Origin of the sequence: Thermosynechococcus sp. Uc, assembly GCF_029335995.1 — a bacterium.
Taxonomy (GTDB): Bacteria; Cyanobacteriota; Cyanobacteriia; order Thermosynechococcales; family Thermosynechococcaceae; genus Thermosynechococcus.
This window is the reverse complement of record NZ_JARJMS020000023.1, coordinates 61,243-81,509: the sequence shown is the minus strand read 5'-3', so window position 1 is coordinate 81,509 and position 20,267 is coordinate 61,243. Positions and strand designations below refer to the sequence as shown.

27 protein-coding genes and 1 pseudogene are annotated in these 20,267 nt (G+C 52.6%); 18 read left to right on the top strand and 10 right to left on the bottom strand.

Annotated features, from left to right (window positions below; translation table 11 throughout):
- The first annotated feature begins 366 nt into the window (after positions 1–366).
- On the top strand, positions 367–672 hold the full coding sequence (locus tag P3X23_RS02620; protein WP_300872873.1) for a hypothetical protein: 306 nt from the start codon (positions 367–369) through the stop codon (positions 670–672).
- 31 nt (positions 673–703) lie between these two features.
- The gene (locus P3X23_RS02615) at positions 704–1,159 is read left to right on the top strand and encodes a YbjN domain-containing protein (RefSeq protein WP_300872871.1); all 456 of its coding nucleotides are present in this window, start codon (positions 704–706) and stop codon (positions 1,157–1,159) included.
- Here the strand turns inward: P3X23_RS02615 and P3X23_RS02610 are convergent.
- Positions 1,149–1,865 carry a pyridoxine 5'-phosphate synthase gene (locus tag P3X23_RS02610; RefSeq protein ID WP_300872869.1) on the bottom strand — a complete coding sequence of 239 codons (717 nt, stop codon included), beginning with the start codon at positions 1,863–1,865 and terminating at the stop codon, positions 1,149–1,151. The two genes, P3X23_RS02615 and P3X23_RS02610, sit on opposite strands and share 11 nt — an antisense overlap.
- 146 nt (positions 1,866–2,011) lie before the next feature.
- Here P3X23_RS02610 and P3X23_RS02605 point away from each other — a divergent pair, with 146 nt between their 5' ends.
- The 3 genes and pseudogenes from P3X23_RS02605 to P3X23_RS02595 all read left to right on the top strand — a co-directional run bounded on the left by P3X23_RS02605 (position 2,012) and on the right by P3X23_RS02595 (position 2,805).
- Positions 2,012–2,140, top strand: a complete 129-nt coding sequence (locus tag P3X23_RS02605; protein WP_300872867.1) for a hypothetical protein — start codon at positions 2,012–2,014, stop codon at positions 2,138–2,140.
- Positions 2,141–2,260: 120 nt separating this feature from the next.
- Positions 2,261–2,671: pseudogene (locus P3X23_RS02600) on the top strand (FtsW/RodA/SpoVE family cell cycle protein).
- Entirely contained in the window at positions 2,668–2,805 is a 138-nt protein-coding gene (locus P3X23_RS02595; protein ID WP_300872865.1) for an FtsW/RodA/SpoVE family cell cycle protein, read from the top strand. Before P3X23_RS02600 ends, P3X23_RS02595 begins: the two are co-directional and overlap by 4 nt.
- Before the next feature lie 15 nt (positions 2,806–2,820).
- Here P3X23_RS02595 and P3X23_RS02590 read toward each other — a convergent pair whose 3' ends face one another.
- Positions 2,821–3,885 (bottom strand): pentapeptide repeat-containing protein, encoded by a 1,065-nt coding sequence (locus P3X23_RS02590; protein WP_367186489.1) that lies wholly within the window; start codon positions 3,883–3,885, stop codon positions 2,821–2,823.
- Positions 3,886–4,193: 308 nt separating this feature from the next.
- Here P3X23_RS02590 and P3X23_RS02585 point away from each other — a divergent pair, with 308 nt between their 5' ends.
- From P3X23_RS02585 to P3X23_RS02575, 3 genes are all read left to right on the top strand, one after another.
- Complete coding sequence (locus P3X23_RS02585) at positions 4,194–4,319, top strand: photosystem II protein Y (protein WP_300872861.1); 126 nt, start codon at positions 4,194–4,196, stop codon at positions 4,317–4,319.
- Between the two features lie 140 nt (positions 4,320–4,459).
- A complete protein-coding gene (locus P3X23_RS02580) occupies positions 4,460–5,152 on the top strand; it encodes a HEAT repeat domain-containing protein (RefSeq protein ID WP_300872859.1) in 693 nt (230 codons plus the stop codon).
- A gap of 85 nt (positions 5,153–5,237) precedes the next feature.
- Positions 5,238–5,744, top strand: coding sequence for a hypothetical protein (locus tag P3X23_RS02575; RefSeq protein ID WP_300872857.1), 507 nt, complete (start codon positions 5,238–5,240; stop codon positions 5,742–5,744).
- 176 nt (positions 5,745–5,920) lie between these two features.
- Here the strand turns inward: P3X23_RS02575 and raiA are convergent, their stop codons facing one another.
- A complete protein-coding gene (gene raiA / locus P3X23_RS02570) occupies positions 5,921–6,538 on the bottom strand; it encodes a ribosome-associated translation inhibitor RaiA (protein ID WP_300872855.1) in 618 nt (205 codons plus the stop codon).
- A 162-nt stretch (positions 6,539–6,700) separates the two neighbouring features.
- Between raiA and lipB the strand changes: the two genes are divergently transcribed.
- The 3 genes from lipB (at position 6,701) to P3X23_RS02555 (ending at position 8,883) form a co-directional block, all read left to right on the top strand.
- Complete coding sequence (lipB, locus tag P3X23_RS02565; protein WP_300872853.1) at positions 6,701–7,381, top strand: lipoyl(octanoyl) transferase LipB; 681 nt, start codon at positions 6,701–6,703, stop codon at positions 7,379–7,381.
- A 220-nt stretch (positions 7,382–7,601) separates the two neighbouring features.
- A complete protein-coding gene (locus P3X23_RS02560) occupies positions 7,602–8,585 on the top strand; it encodes an RNA polymerase sigma factor, RpoD/SigA family (protein ID WP_367186485.1) in 984 nt (327 codons plus the stop codon).
- Between the two features lie 175 nt (positions 8,586–8,760).
- Positions 8,761–8,883 (top strand): cupin domain-containing protein, encoded by a 123-nt coding sequence (locus P3X23_RS02555; protein WP_300872851.1) that lies wholly within the window; start codon positions 8,761–8,763, stop codon positions 8,881–8,883.
- A 74-nt stretch (positions 8,884–8,957) separates the two neighbouring features.
- Here P3X23_RS02555 and P3X23_RS02550 read toward each other — a convergent pair whose 3' ends face one another.
- A complete protein-coding gene (locus tag P3X23_RS02550; protein WP_300872849.1) occupies positions 8,958–10,742 on the bottom strand; it encodes a mechanosensitive ion channel domain-containing protein in 1,785 nt (594 codons plus the stop codon).
- Positions 10,739–11,218 carry an ankyrin repeat domain-containing protein gene (locus P3X23_RS02545; protein ID WP_300872847.1) on the bottom strand — a complete coding sequence of 160 codons (480 nt, stop codon included), beginning with the start codon at positions 11,216–11,218 and terminating at the stop codon, positions 10,739–10,741. Before P3X23_RS02545 ends, P3X23_RS02550 begins: the two co-directional genes overlap by 4 nt.
- Positions 11,219–11,299: 81 nt before the next feature.
- Between P3X23_RS02545 and petN the strand changes: the two genes are divergently transcribed.
- The 5 genes from petN to dcd all read left to right on the top strand — a co-directional run bounded on the left by petN (position 11,300) and on the right by dcd (position 14,415).
- Entirely contained in the window at positions 11,300–11,389 is a 90-nt protein-coding gene (gene petN / locus P3X23_RS02540; RefSeq protein WP_011056671.1) for a cytochrome b6-f complex subunit PetN, read from the top strand.
- A gap of 18 nt (positions 11,390–11,407) precedes the next feature.
- A complete protein-coding gene (locus P3X23_RS02535) occupies positions 11,408–11,563 on the top strand; it encodes a hypothetical protein (RefSeq protein ID WP_300872845.1) in 156 nt (51 codons plus the stop codon).
- Complete coding sequence (gene argS / locus P3X23_RS02530; protein WP_300872843.1) at positions 11,563–13,317, top strand: arginine--tRNA ligase; 1,755 nt, start codon at positions 11,563–11,565, stop codon at positions 13,315–13,317. Before P3X23_RS02535 ends, argS begins: the two co-directional genes overlap by 1 nt.
- Before the next feature lie 126 nt (positions 13,318–13,443).
- On the top strand, positions 13,444–13,707 hold the full coding sequence (locus tag P3X23_RS02525) for a hypothetical protein (RefSeq protein WP_300872841.1): 264 nt from the start codon (positions 13,444–13,446) through the stop codon (positions 13,705–13,707).
- Positions 13,708–13,833: 126 nt separating this feature from the next.
- Entirely contained in the window at positions 13,834–14,415 is a 582-nt protein-coding gene (gene dcd / locus P3X23_RS02520) for a dCTP deaminase (protein WP_300872839.1), read from the top strand.
- Here dcd and P3X23_RS02515 read toward each other — a convergent pair.
- The 4 genes from P3X23_RS02515 to P3X23_RS02500 are packed head-to-tail and all read right to left on the bottom strand — an operon-like array spanning position 14,382 to position 17,147.
- On the bottom strand, positions 14,382–15,458 hold the full coding sequence (locus tag P3X23_RS02515) for an Era-like GTP-binding protein (RefSeq protein WP_300872837.1): 1,077 nt from the start codon (positions 15,456–15,458) through the stop codon (positions 14,382–14,384). The genes dcd and P3X23_RS02515 overlap by 34 nt on opposite strands.
- Positions 15,451–15,603 (bottom strand): hypothetical protein, encoded by a 153-nt coding sequence (locus P3X23_RS02510; protein ID WP_300872835.1) that lies wholly within the window; start codon positions 15,601–15,603, stop codon positions 15,451–15,453. Before P3X23_RS02510 ends, P3X23_RS02515 begins: the two co-directional genes overlap by 8 nt.
- 3 nt (positions 15,604–15,606) lie before the next feature.
- Positions 15,607–16,068, bottom strand: a complete 462-nt coding sequence (locus tag P3X23_RS02505; protein WP_300872833.1) for a pentapeptide repeat-containing protein — start codon at positions 16,066–16,068, stop codon at positions 15,607–15,609.
- A gap of 38 nt (positions 16,069–16,106) precedes the next feature.
- Positions 16,107–17,147 (bottom strand): peptidylprolyl isomerase, encoded by a 1,041-nt coding sequence (locus tag P3X23_RS02500; RefSeq protein ID WP_367186488.1) that lies wholly within the window; start codon positions 17,145–17,147, stop codon positions 16,107–16,109.
- 208 nt (positions 17,148–17,355) lie between these two features.
- Between P3X23_RS02500 and P3X23_RS02495 the strand changes: the two genes are divergently transcribed.
- A complete protein-coding gene (locus tag P3X23_RS02495; protein ID WP_300872829.1) occupies positions 17,356–18,294 on the top strand; it encodes a metal ABC transporter substrate-binding protein in 939 nt (312 codons plus the stop codon).
- Positions 18,291–19,037, top strand: a complete 747-nt coding sequence (locus P3X23_RS02490; RefSeq protein ID WP_300872827.1) for a metal ABC transporter ATP-binding protein — start codon at positions 18,291–18,293, stop codon at positions 19,035–19,037. The genes P3X23_RS02495 and P3X23_RS02490 overlap by 4 nt, the downstream gene beginning before the upstream one ends.
- On the opposite strand, the gene speY is transcribed toward P3X23_RS02490, so the two are convergent.
- Positions 19,034–20,197 carry a deoxyhypusine synthase gene (speY, locus tag P3X23_RS02485; RefSeq protein ID WP_300872825.1) on the bottom strand — a complete coding sequence of 388 codons (1,164 nt, stop codon included), beginning with the start codon at positions 20,195–20,197 and terminating at the stop codon, positions 19,034–19,036. The genes P3X23_RS02490 and speY overlap by 4 nt on opposite strands.
- Positions 20,198–20,267 lie beyond the last annotated feature (70 nt).

The following is a 20,267-nucleotide window of genomic DNA, read 5'->3' as shown; positions in this document are numbered from 1 at the left end:
AAAACAGGATGTAGATGTGGCCGGCCTCACCGTTGACCTCTGTTAGCTCAGCAGTTTTCTGGATTAGCGTAACGCTTAATCCAGAAAATGAACACTTTGCGGCAATATTTTGGGGTCAAAAACGTGAGCTTAGGGCATCGGCTCACTATAAAATGTAAAGGTCGAAAGATTGGAGAAGCCCGCCCTTGACGCGAAGCGTGAAGGTCGGGAGTGTGTTACAAACGCAAGCTAGACTTGAAAGGCTGTCATGAATCAAGATATTCCACCCCCAGAGACCTATGTGGTGCTTGGGCGAGCTCATTGTTTTGCCTAGGTCGAAGACAAGCTCCAGCCGGTAGCGGTGATTGAGCCGTATTGCTCTATGGCTTGCCCACTTCCTACAGTGAAGCCCATGCCCTCACCTACGGTACAGTCCAAGACTTAGAACAGGTGCAGCAGCAATTTCCCCCCAGTGCCCATTTGTGTGATGACTATGGCGATCGCCTAGCAGCAGCAGCATGCACCTTATGCACCTATATTACCCATCCCCAAAGTACCCGTCATATTCCCCTTGGCGAAACCTACCGCAACTTTAATACCTCCACAAAACGCAAACGGGTGCTCAATTGCGCGCGTATTGTTACCATTGCAGATAATGTCAAACAACACGCCTATACTCACCCAGTTCTCTAACGAGTTGTCCTGATTCACTAAAGGAATGACCATGGTCAGTGAAGTACAGCCTACCCCCGCAGCATCCCTTGACGCACCTCCTGAAAATGCGGTTGAAATTATTGAAACTGTTATTTCTAGTCTCCACCAGGGGGACACCCCCCTCGTTGGCCAAACAGACAGTGGCAAAATTTGGATGTTTCGCTATGGCAGTGCCGAGGTCTTTGTGCAATTGGGTGGCCAAACAGAGGAGGACTTTCTCACGATTTGGTCACCAGTGCTACCTTTGCCCGTCACGGATGAATTAGGACTCTATCGTAAGCTCCTGACGTTGAACTGGCTCACTACCCTTGAGGCGCACTTTGCCATTGCTGAAGAACAAGTCCAAGTGGTGGCCACTCGCACCCTGAGGGGCATCACTGCCTGTGAAATTTCTCGCCTAATTACGATTGTGGCGACATTAGCTGATGACTACGATGACGTCCTTAGAGCTGAATTCAAGGGCTAATTAGGGCTTTCATATCCCGTACGGCTTGTACCATGCCCACAAGAACAGCACGGCTGATAATTGTGTGGCCAATATTAAGTTCTTCAATGCCGTCAAGGCGGGCGATCGCCCCAACATTGGCATAGGTCAGACCATGACCCGCATTCACCCGTAACCCTAGTGCTTTAGCGTGCTGTACCCCCTGAGCCAAAATTGCTAATTCCCGCTGTTGCGCTGCTTCTCCCTGAGCTTCGGCATAGCGACCGGTATGCAGTTCAATAAATTGAGCTGTGGTTTTAGCAGCAGTTTCCAGTTGGGCAGGATCCGCATCAATAAATAAACTCACGGGAATTCCAGCCCCCTGCAGCGTCTGCACCACTTGGGTCAAGGATTCCTGCTGACCCACCACATCTAGCCCCCCTTCGGTGGTGACTTCTTCGCGGCGCTCGGGTACCAATGTCACGTAATCGGGTCGAATGTTCAGGGCAATGGCAACCATTTCGGGAGTGGCAGCCATCTCTAGGTTCAAGTGGGTGCGTACCGTTTGCCGCAGGAGCCGTACATCTCGCTCTTGAATATGGCGACGATCTTCGCGCAAATGGACGGTAATGCCATCGGCTCCCCCCAGTTCTGCTAAAACGGCTGCAGCTATGGGATCGGGTTCAACCGTGCGCCGGGCTTGGCGAATCGTTGCCACATGATCAATGTTGACCCCTAGGGTTGCCACTGCGATCGCTCCTTGTCTGAATAGAAGCTCAACCTTTCGGATAATACACCAAGATCAGGCTCCATGTCGGTTATCCAATCGATCCGTTGGCAACTTTTTGAACCAGCCGATAGACTAACCCCCTAGGAGAGACAAGACAGTTGCCAATGACTTGGCGAGTACCCCGACGGCGGACTTTTAGCTGGTTTTATCCTTGGCAAGGTGTAGATTGGCTGCTGCTGGGGGTTGCTTGGGCAACGACTTTCATTGCCATTACATTAACGATGCTCTACTGAGCTAATACGTCCGGCAGTTGGATTATCTGGATGCTTTCCCCTTTGGTAGCGGCGATCCTCATTGCTCTGCCTCTACCCTACCAATTGAATATCCCTATCTAGTTGGTATGGACACTGGCGATGGAAGTCGTCGCTTGGCGAAGTTTGCCCTTGGGCTGGGTCGGCAGCTTAGGGGGACTGGTGCTCAATCTAGGAGGGGCTGGTTTAGGGCAACTGCTTTGGAGCGTGCTCAAAGATTATCAGAAAACTCGTATTCTCATGTTTCTTGACCCCGATAAGGATCCCCTCGGGGCTGGCTACCACTTGATTCAATCGCGGATTACCATTGGTGCCAGTGGCCTCTGGGGGCGGAGCATTTTTCAAGGAACTCAGACCTAGTTGGGGTTTATTCCAAAACAGCATACGGACTTTATTTTTTCAGTGATTGCCGAAGAGACGGGGTTCGTTGGCAGTTTAGTTCTCCTGTGCTTTTTTTGGTTAAGTCGGTCTATTTGCCATGATCCTGTTTCAAGCAATGGTGAATATTTATGACGATTGGCCTCCTTCCTGTGACAGGAATGCCACTCCCCTTAGTCAGTTATGGTCGCTCAGCCATGCTTGCGACCTATCTTGGCTTAGGTATGGTGCTCTCAGTGGCGAATTATCGCCCGCGATCGCGCTCCTAACCTAAGGCCTAGCGTCTAGCGTCCTAGTTTATTGGGAATACCTTCACAGCCACCGGGAATCGTTTCTCGGGAACGGCTACCACCCCAAGCACAGCAATAGTAGCGCTGTTCTTCGGAGAGGTTCTTGACATTGGTAAAGTTGACATCCTCAACCACCGCACCTGTCTGCGCCCCAGTGCGAAAATTCGGAGGATTCAGGCGATCGCGAGGACTGGCTTGTTCGGCAGTACCATAAAACAAGCGGGTACGACTGAGATCGGCACTGGTCAAATCCGCTCCCTGCAAAATTGCCCCTGCCAGATTTGCCCGAGTTAAATTGCAGTTGCGAAAGATTGTTCCCGTTAAGTTAGCATCACTTAATTCTGTCCAGCGCAGATCCGTACCACTGAGATCGGCTCCCGCTAGCATACTGCCAAGGTTAATCACCCGCACCCCATACTCAATGTCTTCTTCGTAACCACCAAGACCATCAAAAATTGCCCGTCCTAGCCGGCGATCGCGCTTTAGGGGAGTCAGTAACTTTGCCCCCGACAAAAAGCGAATGATTTTGGCTTTGCCTTCGGCATCCAGTCCCCCCAAAATAGCAGCTGTGCGTCCCTCAGCGATTGCTCGCTCCGGCGGCCAATCCTCTAATAATCCTTCATCGTCAAGGATGAGATCGGCAATCCCTTGAAAATAACTGTCAATTGTTTGCTGTTGGGTAATGCGGTTTTGTTGCGTGGTCAAATCCCGCGAGATCACATACTGTCGCCAAGCCACATAGGCCGCCAAGAGCGCCACTAAAATTTGCCCTAGGGCACCGAAGCCCTCAGCCAGTGCCCCCACCGCATCCCAATTTGTGCCTTGAAACCGTCCTCGGATCCAGTCCATGGCGCCGGTCATGGCAATGAGCGCCACCACCGTCAAACTCAGACCTAAGGAGGCCAAAATGAACTGCCGCTGCTGTTCCGTCAGATCCTCCGTAAACCAATGGTAAGTGGCAGTCCAGACAAGGGGGAAACTCAGTGCCCCCAGCCCTAGAGCCGCCACCACACCCACCGCATCCCAATCGAGTCCCCACGCCACCAAGACGGTGACCATAGCGATCGGCATCAACACTGAACGTAGGGACTGCCAACCGGTGCGCCAACGACTGCGGGCTGCCAATACTTTACTGAGGCGGAAAGCTGCCGCTGCTTGGTTTTCACGGAGGGTCATTTTGTCTTCGCCCATCAGGATTTGGCCTTACAGTTTGGGAATTAAACCAATCATACAAATCTTTTTCCTAGGGCAGAACCGGCTCAAAACAGTAAAGCCAGTATTATCCATAACCTGCCTCTTTCCCCCTTAGGAGAAGGCTGTACAATAATTCATAAAGTTTTCAGAAAACATTTTGGGAGGTTATAGGTATGGATTGGCGTGTCCTGATTGTCCTGTTACCTGTCCTATTAGCTGCGGTCTGGGCAGTTCGCAATATTCTGCCCTATGCAGTCAAGCAGGTTCAAAATCTCCTGCAAAAAGCAAAAGCAGCTTAGGACTGTGTTCTTAGATATTTTTTGGACAAGTTCTCCCCAACCGATCAGCCAGAGTCTTTCCGCTGGTTTTACTTTGGGGAGACTTTTTTATAATGGGGATATATTGTTAATTTTTGTAAATTAGTTTTCAGGTTACTGCCATGCCCTCCCTTGAACAGCTTGCCCATCAACTGGAAAGTCCCAATTCCCGCGATCGCCTGCTGGCGCTAGCCGCCCTACGGGATGTCCCCTCTGCGGATGCTGTACCCCTCATTAAAAAAGTCCTTTGGGACGAAAATCTCCAGATTCGCTCAATGGCGGTGTTTGCCCTTGGGGTTAAATCCACACCTGAGTGCTTTGACATCTTAGTCCATTTGCTCGAAACGGAACCAGACTACGGCATTCGTGCCGATGCCGCCGGAGCGTTGGGCTATCTTGAAGACGAACGTGCCTTTGAACCTCTGGTGCGCGCCTTCTATGAAGACACCGATTGGCTGGTGCGCTTTAGTGCCGCTGTGGCGCTGGGCAATCTCAAGGATCCCCGCGCGGTGGAGGTGTTGCGATCGGCGCTGAAAAGTCAGGAAGTCGTGATGCTCCAAGGGGCGATTGCCGCGCTGGGTGAAATTGGCGATCCTAGCGTTGTGGAGGATATTTTGCCTTTTGTGACCGCAGAGGATTGGTTGGTACGCCAACGCCTTGCTGAAGCTCTAGGTAACCTACCTAGTCCGAAAACTCAGGCCGCTCTGGAGTATCTAGCTAAAGACGATCATCCCCATGTGGCGACAGCAGCTCAGATTTCCTTGCAACGTTTGCAAGAACGACGTCAGTCTGAAGTTCAGGGCACCGGCAATTAAGCTCAATCTTTTTTGCCTACTGCGGTTTCTGCCATAACTCTCTACACTGGAAAGGAAGGCGCGGCATCGGCAGTAACCTATCTCTATGTCTATCCGAATTAAATTTCTTCCCTACCTCGTGGCAGTGCTCATCGGGGTGATTGGTGCAATTATTCTTTCACAAATACATTTTACGCTCTGGTGGGAGCCAGATCTGCTGACTCAACCACCGCCGATTGTCGAAGCAGAACCAGAAATCACAACTGTTCAGCCCTTACCCACTCCCCAGCCTCCGGCCAACCCGCAACCGAATGGTCTGCGCATTAGTAATCAAACGGCCTTTCCAGTGCGCGTGGTGTTGCTTGCTGCTCGCGATCGCGCCCATCCCGATAAAGGTGCAGTGCATTGGGACTTTGCTCCTATGGAAGGTAATATTAAGGGATTACTATTAACGCTGCCCGAAGGTAAGCTCACCCTGCAGCCAGGGGATATTGTCTTGGCATTTACCCTCGATGGTTCTAAACGCTACTGGGGACCCTATGTCATTGGTGAAAATAGTGAACTGCAGCGCGATCGCCAAACACAGGAATGGCAGTTGATCCTGCGCCCCTAGGGAGCTTCGCCCTGCGCAATAAGACAGCCCTTTTCCCGAGGAAGGAGAACATGCTTAAATCGGTGAAGGCTAACATGGGTAAAGATTGCATCCCCTATGTCTGCAGAAAAGGGCTGTAACCTCCCTCTTTATCGAGGGGCTATTAAGACCGAAGATGGATTGACAATCTAGACAATCTAGTGGTGAGCTTTCGCAACCGCCTTAGTGCTGTGGTGATTCTCCTCTTGGGAAGTGGGGCGGGGTTGAATGACGCCATAACCCCCATGATTGCGTTCATAGACCACGTTGATTTCTCCTGTATCGCGATTGCGGAAGACATAGAAGTCGTGATCCACCATTTCGAGGTGCTCAAGGGCTTCTTGAATGGTCATCGGCGGCATAGCAAAGTATTTCATGCGCACCACTTGCTCGGGCAGTTGTGGGGTGCGATCGCCCACCAAGTCTGTCACCACTGCGGGCTCCACCACACTATTAGTATCTTTCGCACGGGACTTATCTTGCCGTTTTTCTTTGAGTTTACGGAGCTTGCGCGCAATTTTGTCGGCAACAAGGTCAATACTGGCGTAGAGATTTTCACTGCTTTCTTCAGCGCGAATCACTGAGCCATTGACAAATAGGGTCACTTCCGCAGTTTGTTGAGGAGCTGTACTGCGGTTCCGAGCCACGGCAAGATGCACATCAACTTCGTTAATTACATTCTGGAAATGATTAGTGGCTCGCTCAATTTTTTGATTCACATAGCTGCGAATGCCATCCGTAATATCAATGTTTTTACCGTGAATCACTAGCCTCATAGGGTTGCCTCCCCTGAGCAAAAAACAGATAGATCTAAGGCTGATCTATTTCCACCCTAGCACTTTCGTATCGGGGATTACAGGACATCCTGAGGCTCTTCACCTTTATTCGTGTTCTGTGATAATTCTTATCCTCTAGCCCTTGACAATTTGGCATCCCCTATGAAAGCTGCTCTCGGTTGGCATTGTGCTTTGGGGATCATCCCCTACCGCCATGCTTGGCGCTGGCAACAGCAACTGGTGGCGGAGCGCTGTCAGAATCCCACCGCCCCAGATGTCCTGCTCACCCTTGAGCACCCCCCCATCTATACCCTTGGTCAGGGGGCAACCACGGCTCATGTTCACTTTGATCCTGTAGCCACAGGCCTTGAGGTACTGCGTACTGAACGGGGAGGCGATGTCACCTACCACTGCCCCGGCCAATTGGTGGCCTACCCAATTTTGAATTTACGCCGCCATCGCTGCGATCTGCATTGGTATCTCCACCAGTTGGAGGAAGTCGTGATTCAAACCCTTGGGCACTATGGCATTAAAGGGGAACGCGTTGCTGGCCTCACGGGTGTTTGGGTGGAGGGGTACAAGGTGGCCGCCATTGGGATCAAGGTGACCCGCTGGATTACCTTCCATGGCATTGCCCTCAATGTAGTGAACGATCTCAAGGGCTTTGGTCGCATTGTCCCCTGTGGCATTGGCGATCGCCCCGTGGGGAACTTACAACAGTTTTATACCGATATTGATCTAGAGGATGTACGCCAGCAGTTTGTTGCTGCCTTTGGCCGTGTTTTTGCTCTCGAATTTGTCCCTAAAGTCCTTGCCCATCTCCTGATCCCCGTTTCTAGTTGACAAACTTTAATCTTTATTTCAGGAATCAGCTGTTATGAATTGGCAACTTTCGGGGCACAATTTAAGTCTAAGTAGATCAGGATACAGGCCAACTCCCTTTCACCTGCTAGGCTAACGCTATATAAACCTCAGCTTTATTAGTGCGGGTCGTCATCTTCTTCTCCGTAAACCTTTTATTTGCATTCTTCCTTGCCAAATACTGTTTAGAATCTGTGCTGCTATGATGAACTCCGCTTCCAAAGCTCCATCCCCTACCCCCACAGTGAGCACCGACATGGTGCGCACGTACCTACAGGAAATTGGGCGCGTGCCGCTGCTGACCCACGAACAGGAAATTATTTTGGGTAAACAGGTACAGCAAATGATGGCACTGCGGGAAAAACGCGAGGCTCTAGCCAAGCAATTGGGACGCGAACCAACTTCTGAAGAGTGGGCCGCAGCCTGCAATCTCACGCCAACGGAACTGCGCAATTTCCTCAAGCGGGGTGAGCGCGCCAAACAAAAGATGATTGAGGCCAATCTGCGCCTTGTCGTTTCAGTGGCCAAGAAGTATCAAAAGCGTAATCTTGAATTGCTGGACTTGGTGCAAGAGGGCACCCTCGGCCTCGAACGCGGTGTGGAAAAGTTTGATCCCACCCGAGGCTACAAATTCTCGACCTATGCCTACTGGTGGATTCGTCAGGCAATTACGCGGGCGATCGCCCAACAGGCGCGGACAATTCGCCTGCCCATCCACATCACCGAAAAGCTGAACAAGATCAAACGCACCCAGCGCGAACTTGCGCAAAAACTGGGACGCAGTGCGACCCCTGCTGAGGTGGCAGCCGCACTAGAACTGGAACCCGAGCAAATCCGTGAATACCTGACCCTTGCTCGCCAACCCGTTTCCCTTGATCTGCGCGTGGGGGACAATCAGGACACTGAACTCGGCGAACTCCTTGAGGATGACAGTCTTTCGCCAGAGCAATTTACTACAGTAGAGTCTCTCCGGGATGATGTCAACCTTTGGCTGGCGGAACTCACCCCACAACAACGGCAAGTACTCATTCTGCGCTACGGGTTGGGGGATGGCCAAGAGCTGTCCCTTGCCAAGGTGGGCGAGCAACTCAATCTCAGCCGTGAACGGGTACGGCAACTGGAGCGGCAAGCCCTCGATCACCTGCGGCGGCGACGCCAGCAAATGTATGAATACTTGGCTAGCTAAGGCGTAAATCGAGCACCCCCATCCGGAGGCTATTTCGGCGAGGTCTATTGCTCAGTAAGGAGCATTCCCCAAGCGGTTTTGCCCTCCGGATTTCAGGGGGGCGATCAAGCATTGACGAAAAATAGCGTAGAGCCTCCGGTTGAAGGGCAGGCTGAGTTTATGCAGCTATGCAGCCGTGGTGTGGGTCATTGATGTAGTCCAGCACCTATGGTTTGGGGCGACGGTGGATGCACTAGACAGTTTTAGTCCTGTGGGCTGTACGGTGGCACCGGGATTGGACTTTCGCGATTTTAATTAGTTTGAATTAGGCAATCGCCGGCTGCTCCAAGTCCAGTTTCCCCAACAGCAGAACTTGATTGAACGCTTGACGTTCTAAACATTAAAGAGTGTCCGCAAACGGCGACGAATCCACTGCAGGGGAGGCAAGCTTTTGATGTCTTGGGAGTTGACTAGGCCGAGTTCTTGCAATACCTGTTGCCGCATTGCTAGCTCATGGGCAATATCTTCCGCTAATTCGGGTTGAGCTTGTAGGAGTCGTTGTACTGCTGAGCGATGTACCACAAATAGAACTGTTTCTTCTAAGGCCCGCACGGTAGCCGATCGCGGCATCCCCGTCAGTACGGCAATTTCACCAAAAAACTCTCCTTTATAGAGGGTTGCTAAAATCTGATTCAGGTGCTCCGAACGAACTTCCACGGCTCCCTCAAGGATGATGTAAAAAGCATCCCCCGGATCTCCCTCACAGCAGATAATTTCCCCGATACTATAAAATTGGCGATTGCCCAACTCGATGAGCATTTGCAATTCCGCATTGGAGCAGCGGGAAAAACAACTGATATTGCGCAATAAATCAGCAAGGGAGGGTTCCGCTTTGGCTATTTCTGCAGGCATGGGCTCAGTCCCTGTTGTCGTTTCGGGTGCACTGGCTACAGAACGATGGTAATAGTGCGCTAAGGAGCGCAGTTCCCCCAAGTCGCGCAACCGCAGATCTAACTGAGGGAAAGGAACTTCAATTTGCCGCTGCCGTAACTCCTGCTCAATGAGAAAATAGAGGGCACTTTTAATGGGCTCGGAATCTTGGGGGCGGTTAATCCACACCAGCAATTCAAAAAGATAGGCACTTTCGCCAAAGCCGCGAAACCAGACACTGGGGGGTGGCGTCAGCAGGACGCGGGGATCCTGACGGGCAGCACTGAGGAGCGCCTCGGTTACAAGCACTGTATCGCTGCCGTAGGCAACACTCACAGGGATATGGATGCGGCTATCGGGGCTACCGTAACTCCAGTTAACAACGTTCTTTTCAATAAAGCGGTTGTTGGGGACAATGACGTACTGGCTGTCATTGGTGCGGATAATCGTGGCACGAATTGAGATTTTTTCCACGGTGCCTAGGAGACCATCCACTTCAATAAAGTCGCCGACTTTAATTGGGTGTTCTAAAAGAATGGCTAAGCCACTAATAAAGTTACTGGCTAGGGTTTGTAAACCAAAACCAAAGCCGATCCCCAAGACCCCCGCCAACACCGTGAGGGAACTGAGGTCAATGCCGGCAGTTTGCAAAACGATGATAAAACCAATAAAACTCAAGCTATAGCTCACTACACGGGTAATGGTTTCTTGGCTGCCACGATCCACCCGTAACTGGGCAAGAATCCGAGTTTTGAGCCACTCACTGACCCAGCGGGAGGTAAAAATCACCACTAGGGATAAAAAGAGAATTAAAAAGACAAAGTTCAGCGTGATTTTAGTGCGCCCCAACTCCATAAAGGGAGTGTTAAACACCACTGCCACCCGCTGGAGCAGAAACTGAATTGTGCTGCCAATGCGCTCATGCCAAGGGGAAAGACTTTGAACAGATTGGAGAATCCAAGATAAAACGAGGGACCAGAGTAAAATTCGCAGTGTCAGGCGCAATAGACTAGCGGCGAGGGAGAGCCATGGCTGGGATTGTTGGCCAGCTTTTGGGCTAAGCCGTTGTTGCAGTTGATAAATCCCCAGTTTCAGAAGCAGCCAATCGATGAGGATGGCAATGCCAACAATGCCAACAATTTGAGCCGCTTCGATCAACGCGACCCGCAGCCGTTGAGTTCGCGTCAGTTGCGCCACTAAAAGACTTGCGGGGGCTGCTGCTAAAAATAGATTGAGGTATTTGATCATGATGCCAAGGATTGTGCACGAGCGGCTTTAATGACTGCCACCACCTCGCTATGTTTCCCATCTAGTGCCCAGACAAGTGCTGTCCAAGAATTTTGATCTTTGGCGTTAAGATCCGCCCCTGCGGCGATCAGTTGTTGAACTGTAGCTGTTTGTCCCTTCGCTGCTGCGGCCATTAGGGGGGTTAGACCAAAGGTGGTCTGGGCGTTAACATTGGCACCTGCTGCCAGTAGCTTCTCCACAATGGCCGTGTGCCCACCCCCTGCGGCGGCCATTAAGGGGGTCCATCCCTCACTATCCCCTTGGTTGACATCGACGCCTGCGGCAATTAGAGCTGCCACAATGTCTGTATGTCCTAATTCTGCAGCTAGGGCTAGAGCCTCTGCCTTGATCTCGGCACCGCTGGCGATCGCCTGTTGAACAGCGGTTAGATCTCCTTGTTCAATAGCGGTTTCAATTGCTGTCGTGCCCTGCATCATTGTCTGTAGCCTGCCTCCAATGAAAAAAAGATCATCTATCTGCGTTAAAATGAGGTCTGCATTGAATTCAGGTCCCATGCCATGGATATTATCACGCTCGGTTGGGTAGGCGTTCTCAGTGTCTTTACGCTTTCGATTGCCTTTGTGGTCTGGGGTCGCCACGGTATGTAGCCACCTAAAGCTGGGCTAATGACGGTTTCATTGGCAGATCTTCTAGTTCTAGTGGCCTTGCTGCTGTTGATTGTCGTGACCGGCGGCATTGGCTATCTCACGTTTGCTGAGTGGCGCGATCGCCGGCGCCTGCAAGCGGAGCAAAAACAGCAACGACGGGGGCGCAAACGTTAATGGTTGCTCCTTTATCTCTGTTGGGCGATCGCCTCCTCAGTGCCCTGCAAACGGCTCTGCCCCTAGAGGCCTATCCGCAGCCACTACTGCTGCCGGCCAGTCAAGCCAAATTTGGCGACTATCAATCCAATGTATGCCTGAGCCTCGCCAAGCAGGTGGGCAAAGCGCCGCGGGAACTTGCCCAAGAAGTGGTGGCACATCTTAACGTTGACGATATTTGCCAGCCCGTTGAAATTGCAGGACCGGGCTTTCTCAATTTTCGTCTCCAGCCAGCCTTTTTGGCGCGCAGTCTGCAACACGCTCTGGGGAGCGATCGCTTGGGTATCCCCAAGAGCCAAAAACCACGACGGGTAGTGGTTGATTTTTCCAGCCCCAACATTGCCAAGGAAATGCACGTGGGTCACCTGCGCTCCACGATTATTGGTGACTGCATTGCCCGCATTCTTGAATTTCAAGGACATGATGTCCTACGGCTGAACCATGTGGGGGACTGGGGGACACAGTTTGGCATGCTCATCGCCTACCTTGACGAAGTGTATCCCGACGCTCTCACCACTGCCAATGCCCTTGATTTGGGAGACTTGGTAACCTTTTACAAACAGGCCAAACAGCGCTTTGACAGCGACCCTGAGTTTCAGCAAAAAGCCCGCCGGCAAGTGGTGGCGCTGCAGCAGGGAGACGAACACAGCCGCCGCGCTTGGCAACTTTTGTGTGAGCAATCCCGCCGCGAGTTCCAAAAGATCTACGATCTGCTGGATATTCAACTCACCGAGCGCGGGGAATCCTTCTACAATCCCTTGTTGCCCGCAGTGATTGAGGATCTAGCGGCTGTTGGCCTCCTAATAGAAGATCAAGGGGCAAAAGTCGTCTTCCTTGAGGGTTTCACAAACAAAGAGGGACAGCCCCAACCCTTGATTGTGCAGAAATCCGACGGTGGCTATAACTACGCAACCACAGATTTAGCAGCACTGCGCTATCGCATTGAAAAAGATCAGGCGGACTGGATTATTTACGTCACCGATGTTGGGCAGTCCACCCACTTTGCCCAAGTGTTTCAAGTGGCGCAGCGCGCGGGTTGGGTGCCTTCCCATGTAACGCTAACCCATGTCCCCTTTGGCTTGGTTTTAGGGGAAGATGGCAAACGCTTGAAAACCCGTTCCGGGGAAACAATTCGACTCATGGATTTGTTGACGGAGGCGATCGCCCGCAGTCGCACGGATTTGGAACAACGCCTTGCCGCTGAAGGGCGCAGCGAGTCCCCTGAATTTATAGACACTGTAGCCCAAACCATTGGCATCGCCGCTGTCAAGTACGCGGATCTCAGCCAAAACCGCAACAGCAACTATGTCTTTAGCTACGACAAGATGCTCTCCCTGCAGGGAAACACAGCTCCCTACCTGCTCTATGCCTATGTCCGTGTTCAGGGACTCACCCGCCGCGGCGAAATTGATTGGGCTACCCTTGCGGCAGATACTCCCCTACTTTTAGAGGATGAAACTGAGCAACGGCTTGCCAAGCACCTTGTGCAACTAGAGGAAACCCTTGAGCTGGTGAGCGCCGAGCTATTGCCCAACCGCCTCTGCCAATACCTGTTTGAACTAAGCCAGCTTTTCAACCAGTTCTACGATCGCTGTCCTATCCTCTCGGCTGCTGAGCCAACGAAACACTCCCGTCTAACCCTCGCCTATCTCACTGCGCAAACGCTGAAGCTGGGGCTATCCCTCCTAGGGATTCGGGTTTTGGATCGGATTTAGAGCCTCCCCGCTATACTGGGGCACAGTACCCCTATTGCTTCTGGGATTTTCTAGAGAGTGAGAGGCCTATTCTCCAATCTATTACTTGGGGTCATTTTTCTACTGATCTGGCCGCATTTCTTCCTGATGCAGTTTTATTTTTGGCTATTTCGCCGCGAGTTGCCCAACAGCCTAGAACTGGGAGGGTTGTTTATCATGCAGGTAATAGCAGCGGGAACGGGTCTCGGTTTTCTGGTTAGTCTCGCTGTTGGGTTGATGCTATTACCGTGGCTGCGGCCAGAGATGGGTCAGGGATGGCGCTGGTTAACCGCAGTGGGGATTTATGTCCTCAATTCCTTGCTTTGCTTTGAACTGGGCTATCGCTGGGGTCAGCGGGAAGCAAAGCGTTAATGGCATGAGGCGATGCCTTAAGGTTTAGCCCTGCGCCAATGCAAACAGGCTTTGTGTTGAGTGTGTTCTCTCTATAGGAAAAGGACTGTAATATACATTGGTTGTTTATGCGGTTGCGGCAGCGCAATGATTAAAAATGATGTCTGGATTCGAGCCATGGCCACCCAAGGCATGATTCAGCCCTTTGAACCCACCCTTGTGCGGCGCGTGGCGGAGCAGCCGGTGATTAGTTTTGGTCTTTCCTCCTACGGTTACGATATTCGCCTTAGCCCTAAGGAGTTTCGTATCTTTCGCCATGTGCCGGGAACAGTCGTGGATCCGAAAAACTTTAACCCAGCAAATTTGGAGTCTGTGCCGCTGCATGAGGATGCCAATGGTGCTTTTTTCATTTTGCCCGCCCATTCCTATGGCCTTGGGGTAGCTCTAGAACGCCTACAGGTACCGGAAAATGTCACGGTTCTGTGTATTGGTAAAAGCTCCTATGCCCGCGCAGGGATTATTGCCAACTTGACACCGGCAGAAGCGGGCTGGCGTGGCCATCTGACGTTGGAATTCTCCAATTCATCTAGTGCTGACTGTCGCATCTACGCCAATGAGGGGGTCGTGCAGTTACTCTTTTTTGAGGGCGAACCCTGCGATGTAAATTATGAAACACGGCGGGGCAAATACCAAGATCAGCCGGAGGCGGTTACATTGGCACGAGTTTGAGTCAGTTGCTGCAATAGTCGCTGGGGGCCGCAGTGTCCCCATTGGTAGCCCTGCTGAAGGTAGGGATGCAGTCGGCGGCGAATTTGTTGATAGCCCCAGAAGATCACTCCCCCCTGTAGGAAGACCGTGGTATTTATTCCCCAGAGTTCACTGCCGAAGGTCAAGCCCTGCCAACTGGAGAGATAAATTGCCGCATACCACAACAAAACAAACTGACTCAGACTCGCAAAGGCTGGTAGGGGAAAGGGCACGGCATAGGCTTGGCAGGCTTTGCGGATATAGGCAAGGGTACTGATCATCGCCAGTACTACATCGAAAAATCCCTCCGGCAGCAGCAGGCTAGCCACCATCTGTGCGGCTAACCAAGACCATGCCGACGTGTCTTGAGTGCCAAGAGCCGCTCCTAGGCTCTGTTCAACTTGACTGGCTTGGTGGAGAATTCGCAGGGCACGCGCTTGGGGGGCCTCCTGTTGCAGCCATTGGTGTAGCCACTGCTGTAGTTCTGGGATTCCCTGACCCGTGGTGCTGCTCACAGCAATACCTTCCGCCCTTGGTGGGTAGAGATCCGCCTTGGTGAAAATAAGTTTGTAGGGAATGCCAAGGGTGTTTAGGCGATCGCGGGCTTGGCATTCGACAGGGGTGAGATTTTCTTGGGTGACAAAAAGGACAAGATCGGCCGTCTCAACGGCTCTCCATGCCATGTCTTCCCGGTTGCTACCGGCCACTTCGTCAAGACCGGGAGTGTCCGTCAGATCAACGACTTGATTCTGACAGTGCCAGCGAACCGTTCGCGGCCATTGAGTCGTACCATGAATGGCGCCCACGGGAAAAATGGCGTCACCATAGAGGGCATTCAAAAGGGCGGACTTGCCCCGGCTCACTTGACCAAGGACAACAATGTGCCATGCCCTGTGGTGGAGGCGATCGCGCAGTTCATAAAGGGATTGCCATTGAGCACTCCATTGCGGATGGTGTGTCTGATGCCAGGCGATCAGCTCCTCTAGGCATTTGGCCGTTACATCTAGGATGGGGAGGCTACTCACGGCGGAAGAGCGACCAGTTAGAGGCCACCACTAAAGCAACAGCAGCAATGAGAACCACCGGTAATGGAATTACCCACTGTCGGAGGTGCAATACGGCTTCAGTGAGTAGGAAGAGGATGATAAAGCTGGCGATCGCAATCTCCATAGGCTAGGGGCGGCGAGTCGGTTCTGCTAAAAAAAAGGCCTTTTGACCATTGGGCAGGGTGGCATTGCTAAATGTCTGTACCCGTGCTAAGCGGTCGCGCCCCCCCAGCACTGCACCCACTAGCTGCGCCCCCACAAGAATCGCGCGATCCAAACGGGTGATCAGCAAACTTGCCCCTGTAAGGTTGGCATTTGTCAGATTGGCTTTTGTCAGATCCGCGTTATTGAGAATAGCGCCGCTGAGGTTGGCACGGCTGAGGTTGGTGCCGCGTAAATTAGCCGCATTGAGGTTTGCCCCCCGCAGATCGGCGCCTTCAAGATGCCAACTCCGTAGGCGGGCATAGCTGAGATCACAGTTGGGGCAGTTGCCCGTGCGGCGTAGTTGTTCTAAATGGGCGGGATTAGCAGCCCAAGCAGGCGCACTGACTAGGAGTAGGAAAAGGACAGGAGCAACCTTAGCAATCATTGCACTCTCTCAACGGCGTCTATATCGGACATCCTAACCTAGGCAGGCTGCACCAGATTTTCCAGACCATCCACCACCTTGGCCGAGAGAATCTTATCCCCCTGGCGCAATTGTCGCAGGGTTTCTTCCCCCTCTACCACATAGCCAAAGACAGCATAGCGACCATCTAAAAGATTTAGCCCTGCGGGCGTCAGTTCAGGTTCAAAGAGCAGAAAGAAAAATTGGGAGGAGCCGCCATTGGGATCGTCATTGGGACGGGCCAAGGCAACGGTGCCATAGGCAGAAAAGGGAAGCACGGGGTGTTCTAAGTAACGCCCCGCATCTTCAAGGGTGATGCCATAGAGGGGATATTTGTCACCCTCAACCAGAATTTCAAGGGGAATGGCGCGGTACTGTTTGGTTTTTGGGTCAATGAAACCCACCTCTGGCCCCGGTGGATCCCCTGCTTGCAGCACATAGGATTCCTCAGCCCGGGTAAAGGGCAAACCATCGTAGAAGTGGCGTTGCACCAAGTCCACAAAGTTGCCAGCAGTCAGAGGAGCGCTGTAACCATCCACAACAATCGTGAGGTTGCCCTTGGTGGTTTCCATTTCCACAGTAGCACGACCAAGCAATTGCGGCAGGTTTTCATAGCCCTTGGGCGGTGTGTAGCTAAAGTGTTGTACCATCATGGCCTCCAAGTCCCCCACCTTGTCGAGGGCGGCTGCTTTGGCGGGCAAGAGTTGGTTGCGATCTCTGGCTTTGGCAGCTTCTTGGAGCGTCTCAAGGGCGGTCTCTAACTCCGTCAACAGGGCTTTGGCTGCTTCTTGCTTCTCCGCAGGGATGCTGTTGAGGAGTTCAGCGGCGCGATCGCGAACAATGGCTTTAGCTTTGCTGACATTGTTGGCAATTTTTGACCACTGCTTGCCCCGTACCCAAAAAGAAATTTGTTCTAGATCCCTTTGCAGTTCTCGTACCGTTGGATTGTCAATTGGTAAGGCCCAACGAAGCAGTGCTTTGGGATCGGTAATGGCATTCCCCTGGGGCAAGGCAGCAATTAACGGCTGTTCAACGGGCAGCGCGATCGCCAAGGGCGGCAGCAGGAATGTGCCCAACCAGAAAAGGAGTATCACCAGAGGCACTAGCCAGCGTTTGCGTTGTTTCACCGTTGCTTCCCATGACTGTCTCTCCTCAGTGTATCGGACAGGGCGATCGCCCTCCAAGGGGGGCTTTTCATTTTTCTTTCATTTTCTCGGGCATTCTATGATAGGCTGAAAATTATGAAATGATTATGAAAGATCGCCAATTGTGCGGGGTCTGAGTTGGTTACTGGTGGGAGTTCTCCTGTTGGGGGCGTGTACAGCCCCTGCTCCGCAGAATCGCCCAGCAACCCGTCCAACTCAAACCAACAGGGATGAACGCCCCTTAGTCCTGACCACGTTTACAGTGCTTGCGGATATGGCGCAGCAGGTGGCGGGCGATCGCCTGCGGGTGGAGTCACTAATTAAACCGGGAACCGAAGTCCACAGCTATGAATTTACCCCCAGTGACCTCGTGCGAGGACAGGAGGCTGCCCTCATTTTAGAAAATGGCCTTGGCCTGGAACGCTGGGGCGATCGCTTCTACAACAGTCTGCCCAATGTTCCCCGCATTACGCTCACAGAAGGCATTACCCCCATTCCTATTCAAGAGGATGCCTACCGCGGTCAAGCCAATCCCCATGCGTGGATGTCGCCCCAAAATGCCTTGATCTATGTTGAGAACATTCGCAAAGCCCTAACAGCCCTAGATCCCGCCGGCGCCGAGACCTATGCCGCCAACGCCGCAGCCTACAAAGCCCAAATTCGTGCCCTAGATCAAGAGCTACGGCAGGCCCTTGCTGCCCTCCCCGCCAACAAACGCTACATCGTCACCTGTGAAGGTGCTTTTTCCTATCTTGCGCGGGACTACGACCTGAAGGAAGTGTACCTTTGGCCCCTAAATGCCGATCAGGAGGGAACGCCACGACAGATGACGCGGGTGATTGACATTGTGCGCCGGCAACAGATTCCCGCTGTCTTTTGCGAAAGTACCGTCAATCCAGGTTCTCAACAACAAGTGGCACGGGAGTCTGGGGCGACATTTGCTGGCATTTTCTACGTGGATTCCTTATCTCCCCCTGAGGGCAATGCCCCCACCTACCTTGACCTACTTAGGTACAACCTCAACACCCTTATTAACGGTCTCACCGGGAGGACAGCCTCATGATTTCTAGCCCTGCCATTGATTTAGCAGATGTAACGGTGGCCTATCATCGCCATCTCGCCCTCCATGGAGCAACCCTGCAACTGCCCGCAGGTACGATCTGTGGGGTGGTGGGCATGAATGGTGCGGGCAAATCAACCCTTTTCAAGGCAATCATGGGGTTTGTCAAGCCTATCCGAGGTCAGGTGCGCATTCATGGATTACCCCGACAACAGGTGCAACGGCAGTCCCTTGTGGCCTATGTGCCCCAAAGTGAAGACGTAGATTGGCAGTTCCCTCTGCGGGTTTGGGATGTGGTGATGATGGGGCGCTATGGCAAGATGAATTGGTTGCGCCAACCGCGAGTGCGAGATTGCCAGCGGGTACGCGAAAGCCTAGAGCAAGTGGAACTGTGGCCCTTGCGGCATCGCCAAATTGGCGAACTCTCCGGCGGCCAAAAGAAACGGATGTTCCTTGCCCGTGCCTTTGCCCAAGAAGCCCAAGTTTTGCTGTTGGATGAACCCTTTGCGAGCGTGGATGTGAAAACGGAGAAACTGATGATTGATCTCCTCCTAGCGGAGCGGGAGAAAGGGCACACGATTCTCATTTCCACCCACGATCTCTCCTCGATTACTACCTTCTGCGATCAGGTGGTGCTGGTAAACCGCAGCATCTTGGCCTATGGCCGCACTAGTGAGGTGTTTACGCCTGAAAATCTTGCCCGCGCCTTCGAGGGATCCCTGAGGATCCCCCGCCGCTGTGACTAACCCCGACGAATTGGTGTGCCACAGGGATAGGTGGCTACAGGCACTTCAATGGGCAGCTCTTTCACCTTGTGCTGAAGTTGCGCTTGCAGATAGAGTTGCTGCAGGCGTTCCACCATTTCCTGCCGACGATCGTAGAGTCGTTTGTGGGGACGGGGTTGACAGCGATTGAGGCAGTAAGCAGTGAGAATAGGCAGAGCAATCGTGCTATCGGTATAGCAGACTACGGTATCCCGCAGCCCTTGGGGATCCACCTTGCCCCAACTGACAGCTTCACTGGGTACGGCTCCGGAGAGGCCACCTGTATCCGGACGGGCATCGGTAATCTGAATAAAGTAATCGTGCCCCCGTTCCTCTAGCCCCAAGACTTCGTGGATTTGCGGCTGAGTTTGCAGCAGGAAGTTTTTCGGACTCCCCCCACCAATAATTAGAGCGGCACTCTTACCCTTTCCCTCGGCGGCTTCGCGGGCAAAGTAGGCAATGGCGGCGGTTTCGTTGACATCAATGGCGGGGTCAATGATTAGTTTCGAGCCTTCAAGGGCGATCGCCGCCACATTCATGCCAATGGAACTATCGCCGGGGGACGAAGTGTAAATGGGCACGCCACATTCATAGGCCGTTGCCAGTAAACAGGAATGGGTTTGCCCCCGCTGTATTTCTAGTTCCCGAACATAGCGCCCTAGGTGGTAGTGAAACTCAGCGGTGCCCATGCGGCGTTGGAACGTTTCGCTGCGCAGCACCTGCCGCAAAAAGGCATCGGTTTCAAGGAGCACATCGTAGTCAAAGATAATGTCATAGATGCGGATTTTGCTTTCCTTGCGCAGTTGCACATCATCCACAAAAGGATGCGCTGCGTAGAGATCCATGCCGAGGGCATAGTGAATATCGTGGTAGAGATTTGCCCCGGTGCTAATGATGTAATCGACAAATCCAGCCCGCACTAAAGGCGCCAAGGCTGAAATACCCAACCCCGTGGGGGTCATCGCCCCTGAGAGGCTGAGGCCAACCGTCACCTGTGGCTGGAAGACCCGTTGGCTCAGCAGTTGGCAAATTTCCCGCAAGCGTGCCGAGTTGTAAGCCGTAAAGTATTTATCAACAAGTTCTGTTAAGCTAATGTTGTCGGGAATGGGTACAGGAGTAATGGGAGTAGCAAATGCAGACATTGGTCGTTCCTCGCAAGCTAATTCCACAGCAGTTAGAGCCGCTCAGGCAGGAACGTTCCTAACCAGGGCA

What these genes read in the sequence shown, in the direction of transcription:
- P3X23_RS02615 (WP_300872871.1), top strand. Translation starts at nt 704, where the DNA reads ATGGTCAGTGAAGTACAGCCTACCCCCGCAGCATCCCTTGACGCACCT.
- P3X23_RS02605 (WP_300872867.1), top strand. Translation starts at nt 2,012, where the DNA reads ATGACTTGGCGAGTACCCCGACGGCGGACTTTTAGCTGGTTTTATCCT.
- P3X23_RS02595 (WP_300872865.1), top strand. Translation starts at nt 2,668, where the DNA reads ATGACGATTGGCCTCCTTCCTGTGACAGGAATGCCACTCCCCTTAGTC.
- P3X23_RS02590 (WP_367186489.1), bottom strand. Translation starts at nt 3,885, where the DNA reads ATGGTCACCGTCTTGGTGGCGTGGGGACTCGATTGGGATGCGGTGGGT.
- P3X23_RS02585 (WP_300872861.1), top strand. Translation starts at nt 4,194, where the DNA reads ATGGATTGGCGTGTCCTGATTGTCCTGTTACCTGTCCTATTAGCTGCG.
- P3X23_RS02580 (WP_300872859.1), top strand. Translation starts at nt 4,460, where the DNA reads ATGCCCTCCCTTGAACAGCTTGCCCATCAACTGGAAAGTCCCAATTCC.
- P3X23_RS02575 (WP_300872857.1), top strand. Translation starts at nt 5,238, where the DNA reads ATGTCTATCCGAATTAAATTTCTTCCCTACCTCGTGGCAGTGCTCATC.
- raiA (WP_300872855.1), bottom strand. Translation starts at nt 6,538, where the DNA reads ATGAGGCTAGTGATTCACGGTAAAAACATTGATATTACGGATGGCATT.
- lipB (WP_300872853.1), top strand. Translation starts at nt 6,701, where the DNA reads ATGAAAGCTGCTCTCGGTTGGCATTGTGCTTTGGGGATCATCCCCTAC.
- P3X23_RS02560 (WP_367186485.1), top strand. Translation starts at nt 7,602, where the DNA reads ATGATGAACTCCGCTTCCAAAGCTCCATCCCCTACCCCCACAGTGAGC.
- P3X23_RS02550 (WP_300872849.1), bottom strand. Translation starts at nt 10,742, where the DNA reads ATGATCAAATACCTCAATCTATTTTTAGCAGCAGCCCCCGCAAGTCTT.
- P3X23_RS02545 (WP_300872847.1), bottom strand. Translation starts at nt 11,218, where the DNA reads ATGATGCAGGGCACGACAGCAATTGAAACCGCTATTGAACAAGGAGAT.
- petN (WP_011056671.1), top strand. Translation starts at nt 11,300, where the DNA reads ATGGATATTATCACGCTCGGTTGGGTAGGCGTTCTCAGTGTCTTTACG.
- P3X23_RS02535 (WP_300872845.1), top strand. Translation starts at nt 11,408, where the DNA reads ATGACGGTTTCATTGGCAGATCTTCTAGTTCTAGTGGCCTTGCTGCTG.
- argS (WP_300872843.1), top strand. Translation starts at nt 11,563, where the DNA reads ATGGTTGCTCCTTTATCTCTGTTGGGCGATCGCCTCCTCAGTGCCCTG.
- P3X23_RS02525 (WP_300872841.1), top strand. Translation starts at nt 13,444, where the DNA reads ATGCAGTTTTATTTTTGGCTATTTCGCCGCGAGTTGCCCAACAGCCTA.
- dcd (WP_300872839.1), top strand. Translation starts at nt 13,834, where the DNA reads ATGATTAAAAATGATGTCTGGATTCGAGCCATGGCCACCCAAGGCATG.
- P3X23_RS02510 (WP_300872835.1), bottom strand. Translation starts at nt 15,603, where the DNA reads ATGGAGATTGCGATCGCCAGCTTTATCATCCTCTTCCTACTCACTGAA.
- P3X23_RS02505 (WP_300872833.1), bottom strand. Translation starts at nt 16,068, where the DNA reads ATGATTGCTAAGGTTGCTCCTGTCCTTTTCCTACTCCTAGTCAGTGCG.
- P3X23_RS02490 (WP_300872827.1), top strand. Translation starts at nt 18,291, where the DNA reads ATGATTTCTAGCCCTGCCATTGATTTAGCAGATGTAACGGTGGCCTAT.
- speY (WP_300872825.1), bottom strand. Translation starts at nt 20,197, where the DNA reads ATGTCTGCATTTGCTACTCCCATTACTCCTGTACCCATTCCCGACAAC.